The 14,795-nt window shown below is 65.2% G+C and carries 15 protein-coding genes; 3 read left to right on the top strand and 12 right to left on the bottom strand.

From position 1 onward, the window contains the following. Window positions 1-58: 58 nt before the first annotated feature. The 7 genes from G7067_RS04205 to G7067_RS04175 form a co-directional block, all read right to left on the bottom strand. Window positions 59-487, bottom strand: coding sequence for a MaoC/PaaZ C-terminal domain-containing protein (locus tag G7067_RS04205; protein WP_166322233.1), 429 nt, complete (start codon window positions 485-487; stop codon window positions 59-61). Continuing rightward, window positions 484-933 (bottom strand): FAS1-like dehydratase domain-containing protein, encoded by a 450-nt coding sequence (locus tag G7067_RS04200; protein ID WP_166322231.1) that lies wholly within the window; start codon window positions 931-933, stop codon window positions 484-486. The genes G7067_RS04205 and G7067_RS04200 overlap by 4 nt, the downstream gene beginning before the upstream one ends. Window positions 934-1,001: 68 nt before the next feature. Further along, window positions 1,002-1,736 carry an ABC transporter permease gene (locus tag G7067_RS04195; RefSeq protein ID WP_166322229.1) on the bottom strand — a complete coding sequence of 245 codons (735 nt, stop codon included), beginning with the start codon at window positions 1,734-1,736 and terminating at the stop codon, window positions 1,002-1,004. Then, window positions 1,733-2,452, bottom strand: a complete 720-nt coding sequence (locus tag G7067_RS04190) for an ABC transporter ATP-binding protein (RefSeq protein WP_166322227.1) — start codon at window positions 2,450-2,452, stop codon at window positions 1,733-1,735. Before G7067_RS04190 ends, G7067_RS04195 begins: the two co-directional genes overlap by 4 nt. A gap of 238 nt (window positions 2,453-2,690) precedes the next feature. Continuing rightward, window positions 2,691-3,524 carry a hypothetical protein gene (locus G7067_RS04185; protein WP_166322225.1) on the bottom strand — a complete coding sequence of 278 codons (834 nt, stop codon included), beginning with the start codon at window positions 3,522-3,524 and terminating at the stop codon, window positions 2,691-2,693. Beyond that, a complete protein-coding gene (locus G7067_RS04180; RefSeq protein ID WP_166322223.1) occupies window positions 3,521-4,231 on the bottom strand; it encodes an ABC transporter ATP-binding protein in 711 nt (236 codons plus the stop codon). The genes G7067_RS04185 and G7067_RS04180 overlap by 4 nt, the downstream gene beginning before the upstream one ends. Then, entirely contained in the window at window positions 4,228-4,665 is a 438-nt protein-coding gene (locus G7067_RS04175; protein WP_166322221.1) for a GntR family transcriptional regulator, read from the bottom strand. Before G7067_RS04175 ends, G7067_RS04180 begins: the two co-directional genes overlap by 4 nt. Before the next feature lie 180 nt (window positions 4,666-4,845). On the opposite strand from G7067_RS04175, the gene G7067_RS04170 reads away from it, so the two are divergent. Beyond that, the gene (locus tag G7067_RS04170) at window positions 4,846-6,120 is read left to right on the top strand and encodes a class I SAM-dependent RNA methyltransferase (protein ID WP_166325749.1); all 1,275 of its coding nucleotides are present in this window, start codon (window positions 4,846-4,848) and stop codon (window positions 6,118-6,120) included. Window positions 6,121-6,126: 6 nt separating this feature from the next. Here G7067_RS04170 and G7067_RS04165 read toward each other — a convergent pair whose 3' ends face one another. Both G7067_RS04165 and G7067_RS04160 read right to left on the bottom strand, forming a co-directional pair. Next, complete coding sequence (locus tag G7067_RS04165) at window positions 6,127-6,513, bottom strand: cupredoxin domain-containing protein (protein ID WP_244301242.1); 387 nt, start codon at window positions 6,511-6,513, stop codon at window positions 6,127-6,129. 65 nt (window positions 6,514-6,578) lie between these two features. After that, window positions 6,579-8,018 carry an NAD(P)H-quinone dehydrogenase gene (locus G7067_RS04160; protein ID WP_166322219.1) on the bottom strand — a complete coding sequence of 480 codons (1,440 nt, stop codon included), beginning with the start codon at window positions 8,016-8,018 and terminating at the stop codon, window positions 6,579-6,581. Between the two features lie 113 nt (window positions 8,019-8,131). Between G7067_RS04160 and G7067_RS04155 the strand changes: the two genes are divergently transcribed. Next, window positions 8,132-10,942: an aminotransferase class I/II-fold pyridoxal phosphate-dependent enzyme gene (locus G7067_RS04155; protein ID WP_166322217.1), complete on the top strand. Its 2,811-nt coding sequence runs from the start codon at window positions 8,132-8,134 to the stop codon at window positions 10,940-10,942. A gap of 134 nt (window positions 10,943-11,076) precedes the next feature. After that, a complete protein-coding gene (locus tag G7067_RS04150; protein ID WP_166322215.1) occupies window positions 11,077-11,880 on the top strand; it encodes a purine-nucleoside phosphorylase in 804 nt (267 codons plus the stop codon). 24 nt (window positions 11,881-11,904) lie between these two features. Here the strand turns inward: G7067_RS04150 and G7067_RS04145 are convergent, their stop codons facing one another. From G7067_RS04145 to G7067_RS04135, 3 genes are read right to left on the bottom strand one after another with little or no spacing between them, the layout of a single operon-like run. Then, entirely contained in the window at window positions 11,905-13,095 is a 1,191-nt protein-coding gene (locus G7067_RS04145) for an ABC transporter ATP-binding protein (RefSeq protein ID WP_244301241.1), read from the bottom strand. Next, window positions 13,092-13,877, bottom strand: coding sequence for an ABC transporter permease (locus G7067_RS04140; RefSeq protein ID WP_166322213.1), 786 nt, complete (start codon window positions 13,875-13,877; stop codon window positions 13,092-13,094). Before G7067_RS04140 ends, G7067_RS04145 begins: the two co-directional genes overlap by 4 nt. Continuing rightward, window positions 13,877-14,791 carry an ABC transporter permease gene (locus tag G7067_RS04135; protein ID WP_244301240.1) on the bottom strand — a complete coding sequence of 305 codons (915 nt, stop codon included), beginning with the start codon at window positions 14,789-14,791 and terminating at the stop codon, window positions 13,877-13,879. The genes G7067_RS04140 and G7067_RS04135 overlap by 1 nt, the downstream gene beginning before the upstream one ends. Window positions 14,792-14,795: the final 4 nt, after the last annotated feature.

Here is a 14,795-nt window from a genome sequence, read left to right as displayed (position 1 = left end):
GTCAGCTCCGCAAAGAGGGTCCCGTCGCCATCGGGCTCCGGCACGATATCCGGGTAGCTCACGCGAACGCCGCCACCAACTGCGCTTTGCCCAGCACGGTCGAGCCGTCAAACACGACCTTCAGATCGATGCGAGCAGTTCGGGCCTCGGAATCGAGGGCGCCGACCGTTGCGGTGACGGTGATCGCTGCGCCCGCCTGCGCGTCAACCGGCACGGGGCGGGTGAATCGCGACTGGAAATCCTGCACCCAGCCGGCCGCTCCCAGCCACTCCGTGGCGACGGATCCTGCAACGCCCATGGTCAGCATCCCGTGGGCGAGCACGCCCGGCAACCCCACCGACTGCGCGAAGTCATCACGGTAGTGGATGGGGTTGAAATCGCCCGAGGCACCGGCATACCGCACGAGCGAGTCACGGGTGAGCAGCAGCTCACGTTCCGCAACAACCTCGCCAACTACGAGCTGATCAAAGACTGCTGCCTGACTCATGCTGCGTCCTCCCCGCGGACCACGAGCGTGGAGATCGCGGTCACCACGTGGGCGCCGCTCTCGTCAACAATCTCGCTCGACGCCGTCACCATCGAATGTCCCCTCAGCTGCTTCACCGCTGTGATCGTGAGGGTGGCCGTGAGCTCATCACCCGCGACGATCGGACGCGAATAGCTGAAGCGCTGATCCCCGTGCACCACCCTGCTGAAATCAACCCCGGCTTCATCGTCAGCGAGTAACTGTGCGAGCGTCGATTCCTGCACCGTCACGGCAAACGTCGGAGGTGCGATGACGTCGCTGAAGCCCGCCGCGCGCGCGGCTGCGGGATCGAAGTGAAGCGGGGATTCGCTCTGCACAGCGCGGGCGAACTCGCGAACCTTCTCACGGCCAACAAGATACGGGGCGGTCTCGGGGTAGACCCGGCCTTGAATGTCTGGATTAACCACATCGCACAGTCTACAGACACCGCCTTAACTGGAGAGGAGCACGGTGTTCCTCACGGACGACGCCCCGCCTACGGCGAACGCCTCCGCAGCGTCGCCGCGGCCACCACGAGCGCCACCACCGTCACAGCCGCAATAATCACGAGCGGACGGCCCAGATCCCAGCCTTCGCTGCCATCGGTGACCGCCGTCACCGCGTCAATCGCATAACTCAGCGGCAGCCAGTCAGAAATGGCGGTGAGCACGTCCGGCATCTGATCCCGAGGCATGAATAGGCCACCCAGAATGATCTGCGGGAACACCACCACCGGCATGAACTGCACCGCCTGAAACTCCGTGCGCGCGAACGCGCTCGCGAGAAGCCCCAACGCGGTGCCGAGCAGGGCGTCCACCACCGCAACAGCACCGAGTTGCCACGTGGGGCCCGCGACCTCCAGTCCGCACACCACGACCGCGAAGGTCACGGTCACGACCGCCTGCACGGTCGCCGCGATCCCGAACGCGATCCCGTACCCCACAATGAAGTCGCCCTTGCCGAGCGGCGTGGACATCAGCCGTTCGAGAGTGCCGGATCGCCGCTCACGCAGGGTGGTCACCGAGGTGATGATGAACATCAGGACAAAGGGAAAGAGGGCGAGAAGCGGCCCGCCAAACCGGTCGAAAGTGCCCTCCTGCTCGCTGAACAGCCAGGAAAACAGCCCCACCAGCAGGCTCGGGGCGAGCATCAGGAGCACGATGGATCTGGGGTCGTGGGCGAGCTGCCGCAGCACGCGCCCGGCGACGGCGAGGGTCCGATTCGGGTTCACGACGCCTCCCCGCTCTCGATCACAGCAAGAAACGCTGCCTCGGGATCACGCTGCCCGGTCTCCTCGAGCAGTTTTGTGGGCGTCGTGTCAGCGACGATCTCGCCCTCGCGCAGCAGGATCAGCCGGTCGCAGTGCAGAGCTTCATCCATCACGTGGCTGCTGACGATGAGTGTCGCTCCTTGGCTCGCGAGTCTTCGGAACAGCGCCCACAGTTCGGCCCGCAGCACCGGATCCAGCCCCACGGTCGGCTCGTCGAGCACGATCAGTTCTGGTGATCCGAGCAGCGCCGCCGCGAGCGACACCCGGTTGCGCTGGCCGCCGCTCAGGGCCTCGACCCGGCGCCCCGCCTGCTCCCGCAAGCCAACAAGGTCGATGACACGATCCTCGTCGCCGCGCGGTGCGCCCAGAGCCTTCGCGAAGAAGCTCAGATTCTGCCGCACCGACAGATCGTCGTAAACCGAGGCTGCCTGCGTTGCATAGGCGACGCGATGGCGGAGAGAGCGGGATCCTGCAGCCTCGCCGAGCACCGTCACATCCCCGGCAACCCCCGCTTGCACGCCGACAATCGCGCGCAGCAGCGTGGTTTTGCCGCAGCCGGAAGGCCCCAAGAGGCCGGTCACCTCGCCCCGCGGAATATCGAAGCCGATGCCATCGAACACTGATTTACGGCCGCGTTTCACCCTGAGATCGCGCACAAGAACCGTCGGTTGCTCCATGCTGTTCACTCTACTCCTCGGGTGCCGCGTGCTCCGCCGGGGTGCGACGGGGGGTCGTTGTGTGCGCAGTTCGTTTTTATCCCGACCCATAAGAACCATCTGCGCACACGCGTCACGCTGCATCCCGCCCTGACACCCTGCAGCTTCAGGAGATTGCGGCCACACCCGCGCGCTCGGCTAGAACCTCCAGTTGTGGCGCCCGGGCATCACTGATGTCCCGGGCACCACGCGAGCCCACCTATCGCAGCGAGATGTGCCGATCAACCGACCGCGATCCCCACCAGGCCAGCAGGATCACCGCGGCGAGGTTCACGAACACCATCCCCAGACCGATGACGACCGACTGCGGTTCCGGTGCCGCAGCCGACAGGTCCCCAAGGGCTTGGACGAAGTCGTCGAGCGTACCCTGAGCAACAAACTCACTGCCGCCAGCAGCGTCGACCCGGATCCCGAGCGGCACAAACAGCATCGCGAGGAGGTCGACGAACTGCAGCGCGAGATAGAAGAACACGATGCCGAGCACCGGCGCACCAAAGCCGAGGTGGTTGAACCGAGCCGTCGCGCCAACCGACATCGCCGCTGCACCGGCCATCACCGCGACAAGCGCCTGCACCACCACCGCACACACGAGGAACCAGATCATCGGCCCGTCAAATACAGCCAGCGCGGCTTGCGCTTGTGCCTGCACGTCCCCGCCTTGCGCAGTAATGAGCACAAGGCTCACTCCGAGGACGCCCGCCAGAGTCAGCACGACCCCGATCAACGCAACCAGCGCTCCGTAGAGCACCTTCGCGGTGAAGATCGTCCGGCCACGCACGGGCAGCGTCATGGTGAAGTACCCCTCGCGCCCGTGCATCGTGCGCCAGTAGTTCTCGACGAGTAGACCGAGCACCGTGGGGGTGATCAGCGCGATGGCGATGATCGCAACAACATAGCCGAACTCGCTCAGGATCGGCACCCGCATCAGCCCGGGAACCAAGGATACCGCGGCCGCCAAGAGCGCGATACCCACCGTCGCCAGCAACCACTTGCGGGTTGCGCGCCATTCTTGGGCAATCAGTGTGCCGATCATGCTGCATACACCTTTCGAAAGAGTGCGTCGAGACTGCTGCCGTGTTCGGTGCGGAGCGCGTCGGCATCGCCAGCGAGCATCACTTGGCCGCCGCGCAGAAACACAACCGAATCAACAATCGCTTCGACGTCTTGGATGAGATGGGTTGAGACGAGCAGCAGCGCGTCTTCTGCGAAGTTCGAGAGGATCCCTTTCAGGATCACGTCTCGCGACGCGGGATCCACGCCCGAGATGGGCTCGTCGAGCAGGTACACCCGCGCCTGGCGCGACATCGCGAGGGAGATCTGCAGCTTCTCGCGCATCCCCTTCGACATTTCCTTGAGGCTGCGATCCCACGGCAGTCCAAAGAAGTCGATCATCTGTGTTGCTTTTTCCTCGTCAAAATCGGCGAAGAACCTGGCGTACTGCGCGATCGCGTCGGCCGGGCGATGTCGATCCGGCAGGAACGAAGCGTCGGGAAGAAACGACACGAGCGCTTTTGATTCGGGGCCGGGTGCGTGACCGGCGATCCGGACGGAGCCTTCCCAGTCTGCGAGCACACCCGCGAGAATCTTGAGGAGGGTGGTTTTGCCCGATCCATTGTCGCCCATCAATCCGACGATCTGCCCGGGTTGCAGGCTCAGGTCGAGCCCGCTCAGCGCGGCTCGCCCGCGGTACTTCTTGGTGAGGCCGGAGACCTCGATCACCGGCTGCGTGTGCGCGCTCATCGGGGATCCTTTCTGTGGTGGTCTGTGGTGGTCTGTGGTGTGGTGCTCGGCGCGCCAGGTTCAGGATCGGCGCGGCCGTTCACCGCCCACTGCTCGGCGAGCAGCGTGGTCGCCTCGGGCAGGGACATGCCGACCCCCGCCGCGACCCGGGCGAACTCGCTGGCGGTTGCGGCGGCCAGCGAGGCCCGCTGCCGCGCGATCGCGTCAGCGTCGCTCGTGACAAAGCGACCGGCGGTGCGCTCGGCAAGAGTAAGGCCCAACCGGTCGACCTCACCCAGCGCCTTTTGCACCGTGTTGGGATTCACACTGAGCTCCAGTGCAAGCTCACGCACGGACGGCACCTTATTGCCCGCGACCCATTCCCCCGCCGCGATGCGACGACAGAACTCGGTGACGAGCTGCGCCCATATGGGGCGTGAATCATCGATCCGCATGGATTCTCCTCTCCCGCGTCGGATTTCTTCCGTCGCGTGTCACTGTATTACTACAGTAACACAATTGTGGGAATGTGGTGCCCATCCCGCCACACCCGCATTCAATGCGAGAATGGTCAGCATGTCTGAAACCCGCACCACCACACCCGCCAGCGGCGCCCCCTCGCACCCGGCGACGAAATCGAACTCGACGTCACCGGTATCGCACACGGCGGCGTGTGCGTCGCCCGGCACGATGGGCGCGTCGTGTTTGTCGCCGACGCGATCCCGGGCGAGCGCGTGCGGGCCCGGGTCACCGAGGCGCGGAAGAAATCATTCGCCCGGGCCGCCGTGACCGAAGTACTGGAAGCCTCGCCGGATCGACGCCCGCACGTGTGGGCAGAAGCCGCGCTCGAGCGTGACCCCGAAGAGCGCGCGGGCGGCGCCGAGTTCGGCCACATCACCCTCGAACGCCAGCGCGCACTGAAGGCCGAGGTGCTTGCCGACGCGATGAAACGCTTCGGAGGAGTTGAGCTCGCAAGCGAAGACGACCAAGATCTTGCCGGAGTGCTCGCCGATCTGGTGGAACCTGCTCCCGGCGACGACGAAACGAACGGTCTTGGGTACCGCACCCGCGTGCGCTTGCACGTCGATGCCGAATCGGGGATGGTTGGACCCTACGCCGCGCGCAGCCGACGCGTCATTCCCGTCGCATCATTGCCCCTGGCGAGCGACGGCATCAACCAGATCGCGCCTTTGGCCGACAGCTTTGAGGGCGCGGCGACCGTGGACCTCATCGATCCCGCGGCCGACGATCCACGCATGCTCATCGGACTCGCCGGGGAGAAGACCCGCACGGGCGCCGGTGACGTCATCCACGAACTCGTCGAGGATCGCGGCTTTCTGGTACGCGCGGGAGGTTTCTGGCAGGTACACCGCGAAGCTCCCGCCATCCTCTTCACCGCGGTGCGCGACGCGGTCCAGGATCTCATCGATGCCGGCCGCTTCGATCCCGCAGCCAGCAATCTGGACCTGTACGGCGGAGTGGGCTTGCTCGCGGCCGCGATGGCAGAGGCCGCAGGGCCTGCGATCCGCGTCACCTCCGTTGAGTCTGATCCGGGTGCCACCGACGATGCCGCAGAGAACCTCGCAGAACTTGTGGGCGCGCTCGCCGTGACCGCGCGAGTCGACCGTCACCTGAGCGAGCTCCTGAAAGCGGCCGGGCCTGCCCGGGATCGCATGCGCCGCGGCACCGTGGTGCTCGATCCGCCACGCTCCGGGGCCGGCGGCGACGTGACGGCGCAGTTGATCGAGCTGTCACCCGCGAACATCGTCTACGTCGCCTGCGATCCCGTCGCGCTGGCCCGGGACACGAAGACGCTGCGTGACGCAGGGTACGAGCTCACCAGTCTGCGCGCGTTCGACATCTTCCCGCACACGCACCACTTCGAGTCGCTCGCGGTATTCGAGCGCTAGGGGACCCTACTCCTTCACCTTTACCAGGCCGCGCATCTCGGGGTGGATCGAGCAGAGGTAGGCGAAGTCCCCGGCCTCATCGAATACGTGCGTGTACTCGTGCTTGACCGCGAGCTCGCTCACAAAACTGCGATCGTCGCTCACCACATCGTGTTCGGCGGGGCCCATGAACTCCCATTTCACGGCCTCGCCCGCCTTGATCTCGACCTCGGCGGGCTCGTAGTAGTTGTCGTACGCGCGTACTGTCACCACGGGGGTGGCGTCGTCGTCCGAAGGCACAAGCACTGGCCTCGGCGCTGCACACCCGGCAAGCGCAATGACGGCCGCGATCCCGAGCGCTCCAGCAACTCCTGCAAGCACGCTCCTGCGAGTGGTCCCGTGAATGTTGTTCACAATACTTCCTTTCGTTGCCTGACGGCTACGCCGATCGCCGCTGCCGCACACGCGCCCCGGTGGCGCTAGTGCCGGTGCAGCGCACGCGCCGCATCCGTAATGGCACCGGTCATTGACGGGTAGACCGCGAACGCCGACGCAACCTGGTCGACGGTCAGGCGGTGCTCAACGGCGAGCGCCACGGGAAATATCAATTCACTGGCACGGTGCGCAACGATCACGCCACCGATCACGGTTCCGGACGCTTTCCACGCGAACAACTTCACAAAGCCGTCGGTGAAGCCAATCATTTTGGCGCGCGGGTTGAGGCTGAGCGGGATCGTGTGCTCGATGGCCTGCGCGACATCGCGGGCCTCGGCGAGGCTGCGGGCGTTCCACCCGACGGTCGCGATCTCCGGGTAGGTGAACACGTTGGCGGCGACGTTGCGCAGATCGATCGGGCGTACAAAGTCGCCGAGCGCGTGCATGATCGCGGTGCGTCCCTGCATCGAGGCGACCGAAGCAAGCGGAAAGAAGTCAGTGCAGTCGCCCGCAGCGTATATCGACGGCACCGCCGTGCGGGCGACCTTGTTTACGCGAATATGGCCGCTCTCGGTGAGCTGCACGCCCGCTTCTTCCAGGCCAAGACCCGCCGTGTTCGGGATCGATCCGACCGCCATCAGGCAGTGCGACCCCTCGACGGTGCGGCCGTCTTCAAGGCTGACCAGCACACCGTTCTCGGTGCGCGCGACCGACTGCGCGCGGGCCTTCGACATCACGTTCATGCCGAGCCGTGTGAACTCACGCTCAATGACCGCCGCGGCGTCCGGGTCTTCACCCGGGAGCACCTGATCCCGACTCGAAACAAGGGTCACCTCAGCACCGAGGGTGCGATACGCGTTTGCGAACTCTGCCCCGGTGACACCAGACCCCACCACCACCAGGTGATCCGGGATCGCTGGCAAATCGTACAGTTGCTTCCAAGTCAGGATCCGCTCGCCGTCTGGCTTCGCGGAGTCGAGTTCGCGCGGGCTCGCACCCGTCGACACCACGATCGTGTCGGCTTCGATCCGGTCAAAGTCCGTGCCGCCCGTTCCCGCGGACGTCGACACGAGCACGGCACCCACGCCGTCGAGCCGCCCCTCGCCCTGCACCACGTTCACCCCGGCGGCCTCAAGGGTCTGCAGCATGTCGACCGACTGCGCGCCCGCCATCGCCAGGAGGCGCTTGTTGACCGCGGCGAGGTTGACCGCGATCTCCGGGCGGATCGGCTTGCCGTCACCGCCGGGCACGAACGCCTGCACGCCGAGCTTGCCCGAGTCACGCACCGCCTGCACAGCACCCGCAGTGCCAATCAGGCTCTTCGACGGTACGACATCGGTGAGCACCGCTGCCCCGCCAACGCCGTCGCGCTCGATGAGCGTGACATCCGCGCCGAGCTGGGCTCCAGCAAGCGCGGCCTCGTACCCACCGGGGCCACCGCCCAACACAACGATCCGGTGCTTCCGTTCATACGCTTTCACCATGGCTCCAGCTTACGCTGGTCGCGGCCACGTACTCGCCTCGGTATCCAACACACCGTAAGATCGTGCATCAAGTGCACTTGCACCGAACAGACATAGACGTTGAAAAGGACAGCATGACGAGGATTGAATCCGCTCACGGCGCACTCGCAGACGACCTCCTGGATGCTGTTTCGATTCCGGACGGCGCGGAGACCTCAATTGACCGGGCGCTGACTCCCTCAGCGCGCCCTTCCGAGGCCGCGGCGGTCCTGGAGCGGGATCCCGGCATGCCAGCAAGCACCTGGCGGCTCCGCAGCGACGCGTGGGAATACCTTCGTTTCGGCGTGAAGCGCCTCGCCCTCGGCAGCGATGACGTCACCGCGATAGCCCCCGACAGCGAGATCACCCGCTCCCTGCGGGCCCTCGAGACGATCGAGATGTACTGGGCGGGTTTCGGGCAGCGCTACGTGCGTGCGATCGGCGAGCTGCTAGCCGCCGGCGATTACATGACCGCGCTCGAACGGATCGGCCGTGTCGTCAACCGGCTGCGCGGCGACACTGTTCCCGAGGAACCGCGCGACGAGTTCCTGGACGATCAAGAGCGCACCGACATCACGAGTGACGCCGATCCTCGGCCGCGCTTCGAGGTGCTCGTTATCGACGAAACCACGGAGCTGGATCGCGACACCATGCGCGCCGAAGCGCTCAAGCTGCGCGGCCCGGCAGATGCGTTCATCTACGAGTACGTGATTGTGCCTTCTGAAGACGACGCGGTCGCCGCGGTACTCACCAACCCTAATATTCTCGCCTGCGTCGTGCGCCCGGGTTTCAGCGAGCATTCGCGCCAGCGCCTCAGCAAGGATCTCGCCGAGACGATCGCCTACGCGCGCGCCGATCAGGATGCAGGAACGGGCGCAGCCCCCTCACGCAGTTCGCTCGCCTCGGTACAGCGGGTGCTTGGCCTCGCCGACACCCTCGCCGCGATCCGCCCCGAGCTCGATCTCTACCTGATGGCCGGCGCACACATCGAGGAGCTTGCCGGGGCACTCACCCGGCGCTTCCGCCGCGTGTTCCGCCGCGAAGATCAGCTTGAACTGCACCTGACGCTGCTGCGCCGCATTTCTCACCTCTACGACACGCCTTTCTTTTCGGCGATTCAGGATCATGCCCGGCGCCCGGTCGGGGTGTTCCACGCCCTCCCCATCGCCCGCGGCGGCTCGGTGGTGTCCTCGAAGTGGATTCGCGACCTTGCCGCGTTCTACGGCTTGAACCTGCTGCTCGCAGAAACCTCGGCGACCTCCGGCGGCCTCGATTCGTTGCTCGCCCCCGTGGGCGCAATCAAGAAGGCTCAGGATCTTGCTGCCCGCGCCTACGGTGCGAAACACACCTTCTTCGTCACGAACGGCACGTCGACCGCCAACAAGATCGTGCATCAGGCGCTCGTCGCCCCCAATGATGTGGTGATGGTGGATCGCAACTGCCACAAGTCGCACCACCACGCGGTGATGCTGACCGGCGCCCGTCCCGCCTACCTTGAGGCGTACCCGCTCAACGACTTCGCCTTTTACGGGGCCGTGCCGATCGACCGGATCAAGCAGATGCTGCTCGACTACCGCGCCGCCGGCCGGCTCGACGAGGTGCGCATGATCACACTCACCAACTGCACCTTTGACGGGATCGTCTACGATCCCGAGCGGGTGATGGCTGAGTGTCTTGCGATCAAGCCGGACCTGGTGTTCCTGTGGGATGAGGCGTGGTTTGCCTTCGCCGCTTTCCACCCGGTCACCCGTCGCCGCACGGCGATGGCTGCGGCGAAGCGACTTGAGGGGCGTCTGAAGTCCTCTGCGCACGCGACGGCGTTCCGCGAGCAGCAGGAGCGGTTGTTCGCCGAAGACGGCACCCCAGCCACCGATGACGTCTGGCTGAGTGAACGACTCATCCCCTCGCCCGATGCCAGGCTGCGCGTGTATGCGACACAGTCCACACACAAGACGCTTACCGCGCTCAGGCAGGGATCGATGATCCACGTCTATGACCAGGACTGGGTGCGCGAGGCCGAGGAATCGTTCCACGAAGCGTACATGACCCACACCTCGACATCGCCGAACTACCAGATCCTCTCCTCCCTCGACATTGGGCGGCGCCAGGTGGAGTTGGAGGGGTTTGACCTCGTGCAGCGTCAGCTCGACCTCGCAACGAGCCTGGCGCAGTCGATTGCCCGCCACCCGCTGCTGCGTCGCACCTTCCGCGTGCTCACCGCCCACGACCTGATCCCCGCAGCGCATCGCGAGACGGGGCGTCCGATGCCGCTGCGCGATGGCCTCGCCACGATGTGGGAGGCGTGGGCGAAAGACGAGTTCGTGATCGACCCCTCGCGGATCACCATCGAGATCAGCCGCACCGGCGTTGACGGCGATACCTTCAAGCACGAGCACCTCATGGACCGCTACGGCATTCAGGTCAACAAGACCAGCCGCAACACGGTGCTGTTTATGACCAACATCGGCACCTCACGCAGCGCGATCGCGTACCTCATCGAGGTGCTGGTGAAGCTCGCAGAACGCTTCGAGGAGGAGCAGGCGCAGCGCGATCCCGAGCTGCCGAGCGCGGAGCGAGTCGATCCGCCCCTGCCCGACTTCAGCGCGTTCGCGCCCGGCTACGCCACCGACGAATCGCTCCCGGACGGCGATCTGCGCGCCGCGTTCTTCAGGGGCCAGCAGCGCGGGACGGTCGAACACGTGCTGCCGGAAGAACTTCGGGCCCGGGTTGAGCGCGGTGAGCAGCCGGTCTCTGCGGGGTTTGTGACACCGTACCCGCCGGGGTTCCCGGTGCTCGTGCCCGGCCAGGTCATCACGGCCGAGGTGCTCGACTTCATGGCCGTGCTCGATACGCGCGAGATCCACGGCTTCAACGCGCGCCGCGGCTACCGCGTACTGCGGGGGTAGGCGCGCCGGGGCCGGGCCGCCCGCCTTTCGCCGACGAGAGGCCAGTATTTCGACGACTGGCCAGCCTAGCAACGCACGGGAGATGCGTTCTCGTCGAAATAGTGGGTTCTCGTCGCAGGATCTAAGCTAGCGGCATGAGTGAATCGCAGGATCCGGACGCCCTCGCCGCAACCGCCGCTCGAACGCTCGCCGAGCTCACCGGCGTGGAGCGGCACGACATTGCCCTCACCCTTGGCAGTGGTTGGGGCAAGGCCGCCGACGTGATCGGCGAGACCGTGGCGGTCGTGCCCGCGGAGGAAGTGCCCGGCTTTCACGGTTCGGCAGTCCCCGGCCACTCGGGGACGCTGCGCTCGATCCGGCTCGCAAACGGCGCGCACGCCCTCATCATTGGCGCCCGCACGCATCTCTACGAGGGGCGAGGGGTGCGCGCAGTTGTGCACGGGGTACGCACTGCGGCCGCGGCGGGTGCGCGGGTCATGATTTTAACGAACGGTGCGGGCGGGATCGATCCGGCATTCGGCGCAGGCGAGGCGGTGCTCATCAGCGACCACATCAACCTCACAGCGACGTCGCCGCTGGAGGGGGCACACTTCGTGGATCTGACCGACCTCTACGCGCCACGGCTGCGCGAGATCGCCCGAAACGTTGCCCCCGAGATCGCCGAGGGTGTGTATGTGCAGCTCCCCGGGCCGCACTACGAAACCCCCGCTGAGATCCACTACCTGCGCGCCATCGGCGGTCAGATCGTCGGTATGTCTACCGGCCTCGAAGCCATCGCGGCGCGGGCAGCAGGCATGGAGGTGCTGGGGCTATCTCTGGTCACCAACCCCGCCGCGGGAATGGGCGATCCCCTCAGCCACGAAGAGGTGCTCGCAGCGGGCCGCGCGGCCGAGCCCCGGCTTGCAGAGCTCCTGAGCAGGATCGTCGCCCGGCTCTGAGCCGCGGGCCCTCCCCGCGACACTCTACGTCGCGGATTCGCCCGCCTCGCCGGTATCGACGAGCAATACTCCCGACGGAATCTCCCACATCATCGCGACCTTGTCACCGCGGTTATGGATCCGCGCGTCCTGACCCAACCGCACAGCTCCCTCGGTGCCATCCGGTAACTGCACGGTGTAGCGGCGAGATGCGCCGAGGTAGGTGACGTCGGTGACGGTGACCGGGATCGAGTTTTGTGTGGCGGTTGGCGCGTTTGCCGCAGGCTCAAGCCGCAGGTTTTCGGGGCGGATCAAGATCGCGAGATCCTCGTGTATCGACTGCCCGTCCGCAATCACACGGTGTCCCGCGACGTCGATCGCAGTCTGCCGCTCGCCCACCGCCGTGCCCTTACCGAGCAGCACCGTCGATTCACCGAGGAATCGACCAACAAACAGCGTCTGCGGTGCCTCGTACAGGTCTTCGGCGGTACCGACCTGCTCGATCCTGCCGTTGTTGAAGACCGCGATGCGGTCCGACATTGACAAGGCTTCCTCCTGATCGTGCGTCACGTACACAAAGGTCGAGCCGACTTCACGATGGATGCGCTTGATCTCGTTCTGCAGCCACTCGCGCAGTTTCTTATCGAGCGCTCCCAGGGGCTCGTCCATGAGCAACACACGGGGCTCGTAGACCAGGGCTCGTGCGAGTGCGACACGCTGCTGCTGCCCTCCGGAAAGCTCCGACGGGTAGCGGTCCCCAAAATCGCCCATCCGCACCATGCCGAGCGCGTTGGCAACCTTCTCCTTCTGCTCAGACTTGGAGAGCTTTCGCCGCTGCAGCGGATAGGCAATGTTTTCGGCGACCGTCTTGTGCGGGAACAGCGCATAGTTTTGAAACACCATGCCGATGTCTCGCTTGTGCGGCGGCAGCTTCGCGACGGGCTTGCCGTAAATGTGCAGGAGCCCCTCCGTGACCGAGGTGAAGCCCGCGATCATGTTCAGCGTGGTGGTTTTGCCGGAACCCGAGGGTCCGAGGAATGTCATGAACTCACCGGGCTCGATCACCAAATCGATCTCGTCGACCACGGTGCTGTCACCGTAGCGTTTGGTGACGGAACTCAGGCTGATACCCGCTTCGCCGATGGTGTGGATCGCGCGGGTGTTCAGGCCCTCGGCGCGCAGCTCTTGCTCGTGCTCTGCGGGCAGGGGAGTGTCGTTGTGGGTGATGGCGTTCACGCTACCGGTCGCTTTCTCTTCCGAGTGGCAAACTGCGCGACGAGCATCACGATCACCGAAGTGAACATCGTGATTACCGCCACCGCGGCCACCGTGGGGTCATTGGTCTGCGTGACGCTGTTGAAGATCTTCACGGGCAGCGTCTGCAAATTGGGGGACTGAATGAACAGGGACAGGATGACCTCGTCGAACGATGTCACGAAGGCGAACAGTGCGCCCGCGGTCACGCCAGGGGCGATCAGCGGCAGGGTGATGCTGAAGAAGGTACGCACCCGACCCCCGCCAAGGCTCGCGGACGCCTGTTCGAGCCGCGGATCCAGCCCCTGGAGCGAAGCCATCACGTTGGTGATGACGAGCGGCATGGACACGATCGTGTGCGCGAGCACAAACCCAGGCAGCGTGCCGAGCAAGTCGAGCCGCAGAAACAGGGAGTAGAGCCCCACGGCGAGCACGATCCCGGGCACGATCAGGGGTAACAGGAAGTACCCCTCGAGGAGCCCCTTGCCGCGAAACTTGACCTTGGACAGGCCCAGCGAGGCCAACACCCCGACCGTGGTGGCAACGAGCATGGTCAACACTGCGACCTGCAGGGACACGAACAGCGATTCGAGCCAGTTCGGGTCCGTGAAGAAGTTCTCGTACCACCGGGTAGAAAACCCCTTCGGCGGGAAATTGAAGGAGGGAGCCTCGTTGAAGGACATCGGGATGATCACGAGCGTCGGCACGATCAGCCACAGCACGATCAAGACGGCGAACACGCCGAGCAGTCGTTTGGAAGTCATCAGCGGTCCACCCCCGGAAAAAGACTGCCGTTCTTGTTCAATCGTGAGACGACCACCAGAATCAGGATCGTGCAGACGAGCAGGAAGATCCCGAGCGCGGTGCCCTGACCCCACATCAGGAAGACGCTGATCTGCTGCTGGATCAGTGCGGAGATCATGATCTCCTTCGACGATCCGAGAAGCGCCGGGATGATGTAGAAGCCGAGCCCCAGGATAAACACCGTCACCCCGCCGGAGAAGATGCCGGGTTTGGACAGCGGCAGGTACACCGTAAAGAACGCAGTGACCGGTTTTGCACCGAGGTTTGAGGCGGCCGGCAGTAGACGCTTATCAATCTTCGCCATTGACGAATACAGCGGCAGCACCATGAACGGCAGCAGCACCTGGCTCATGCCGAGCGCCACACCAAAAGTGGTGCGGATCAGCGGCACGGGTCCGATCCCGAACCACGCAGCCAGGATCCCGTTGATGGGGCCGGTGTCTTGCAGCAGCACCATCCACGCCAGCGTACGCACCAGGATCGACGTCCACAACGGCATCATGATGAACAGCTGCATCAGGTTGCGCGTGCGGTCCGTCACGATCGTCATGAGGTACGCGTAGGGGTACGCGAGAAGCAAACACACCACGGTGACGAGGATCGCGGTGCCAAAGGTGCGCAACACCACGTTGAGGTTCGCGGGGGTGCCAAACAGCCACTCATAGTTTTGCAGCCCGGGCTGCGGATCGGTCACTGAACGGACGAAGACGTCGCCGAGCGGCGCGAGGAAGAACAGGGAGACGATCACGAACGCCGGGATGAGCAGGAGCAGAGGCCGCCAATTCTTGGGGCCGCGGCTCCTGGCCTTGGGGTCCGCGCCGAGGGCGATCGCGCGCGTCGACACGTCGCCCTCGGTGAACGTTGGGGTGGTCATGCTA

The sequence above is a fragment of the Leucobacter insecticola genome, assembly GCF_011382965.1.
In the GTDB taxonomy this organism is placed as follows: domain Bacteria; phylum Actinomycetota; class Actinomycetes; order Actinomycetales; family Microbacteriaceae; genus Leucobacter; species Leucobacter insecticola.
Note: the sequence above shows the minus strand (reverse complement) of the source record. Positions and strands in the feature narration are given on the sequence as shown.

Excerpts from the sequence above, each read along its gene's own strand:
- G7067_RS04205 (WP_166322233.1), bottom strand. The coding sequence starts at position 487 with ATGAGTCAGGCAGCAGTCTTTGATCAGCTCGTAGTTGGCGAGGTTGTT.
- G7067_RS04190 (WP_166322227.1), bottom strand. The coding sequence starts at position 2,452 with ATGGAGCAACCGACGGTTCTTGTGCGCGATCTCAGGGTGAAACGCGGC.
- G7067_RS04185 (WP_166322225.1), bottom strand. The coding sequence starts at position 3,524 with ATGATCGGCACACTGATTGCCCAAGAATGGCGCGCAACCCGCAAGTGG.
- G7067_RS04180 (WP_166322223.1), bottom strand. The coding sequence starts at position 4,231 with ATGAGCGCGCACACGCAGCCGGTGATCGAGGTCTCCGGCCTCACCAAG.
- G7067_RS04175 (WP_166322221.1), bottom strand. The coding sequence starts at position 4,665 with ATGCGGATCGATGATTCACGCCCCATATGGGCGCAGCTCGTCACCGAG.
- G7067_RS04160 (WP_166322219.1), bottom strand. The coding sequence starts at position 8,018 with ATGGTGAAAGCGTATGAACGGAAGCACCGGATCGTTGTGTTGGGCGGT.
- G7067_RS04155 (WP_166322217.1), top strand. The coding sequence starts at position 8,132 with ATGACGAGGATTGAATCCGCTCACGGCGCACTCGCAGACGACCTCCTG.
- G7067_RS04150 (WP_166322215.1), top strand. The coding sequence starts at position 11,077 with ATGAGTGAATCGCAGGATCCGGACGCCCTCGCCGCAACCGCCGCTCGA.
- G7067_RS04140 (WP_166322213.1), bottom strand. The coding sequence starts at position 13,877 with ATGACTTCCAAACGACTGCTCGGCGTGTTCGCCGTCTTGATCGTGCTG.
- G7067_RS04135 (WP_244301240.1), bottom strand. The coding sequence starts at position 14,791 with ATGACCACCCCAACGTTCACCGAGGGCGACGTGTCGACGCGCGCGATC.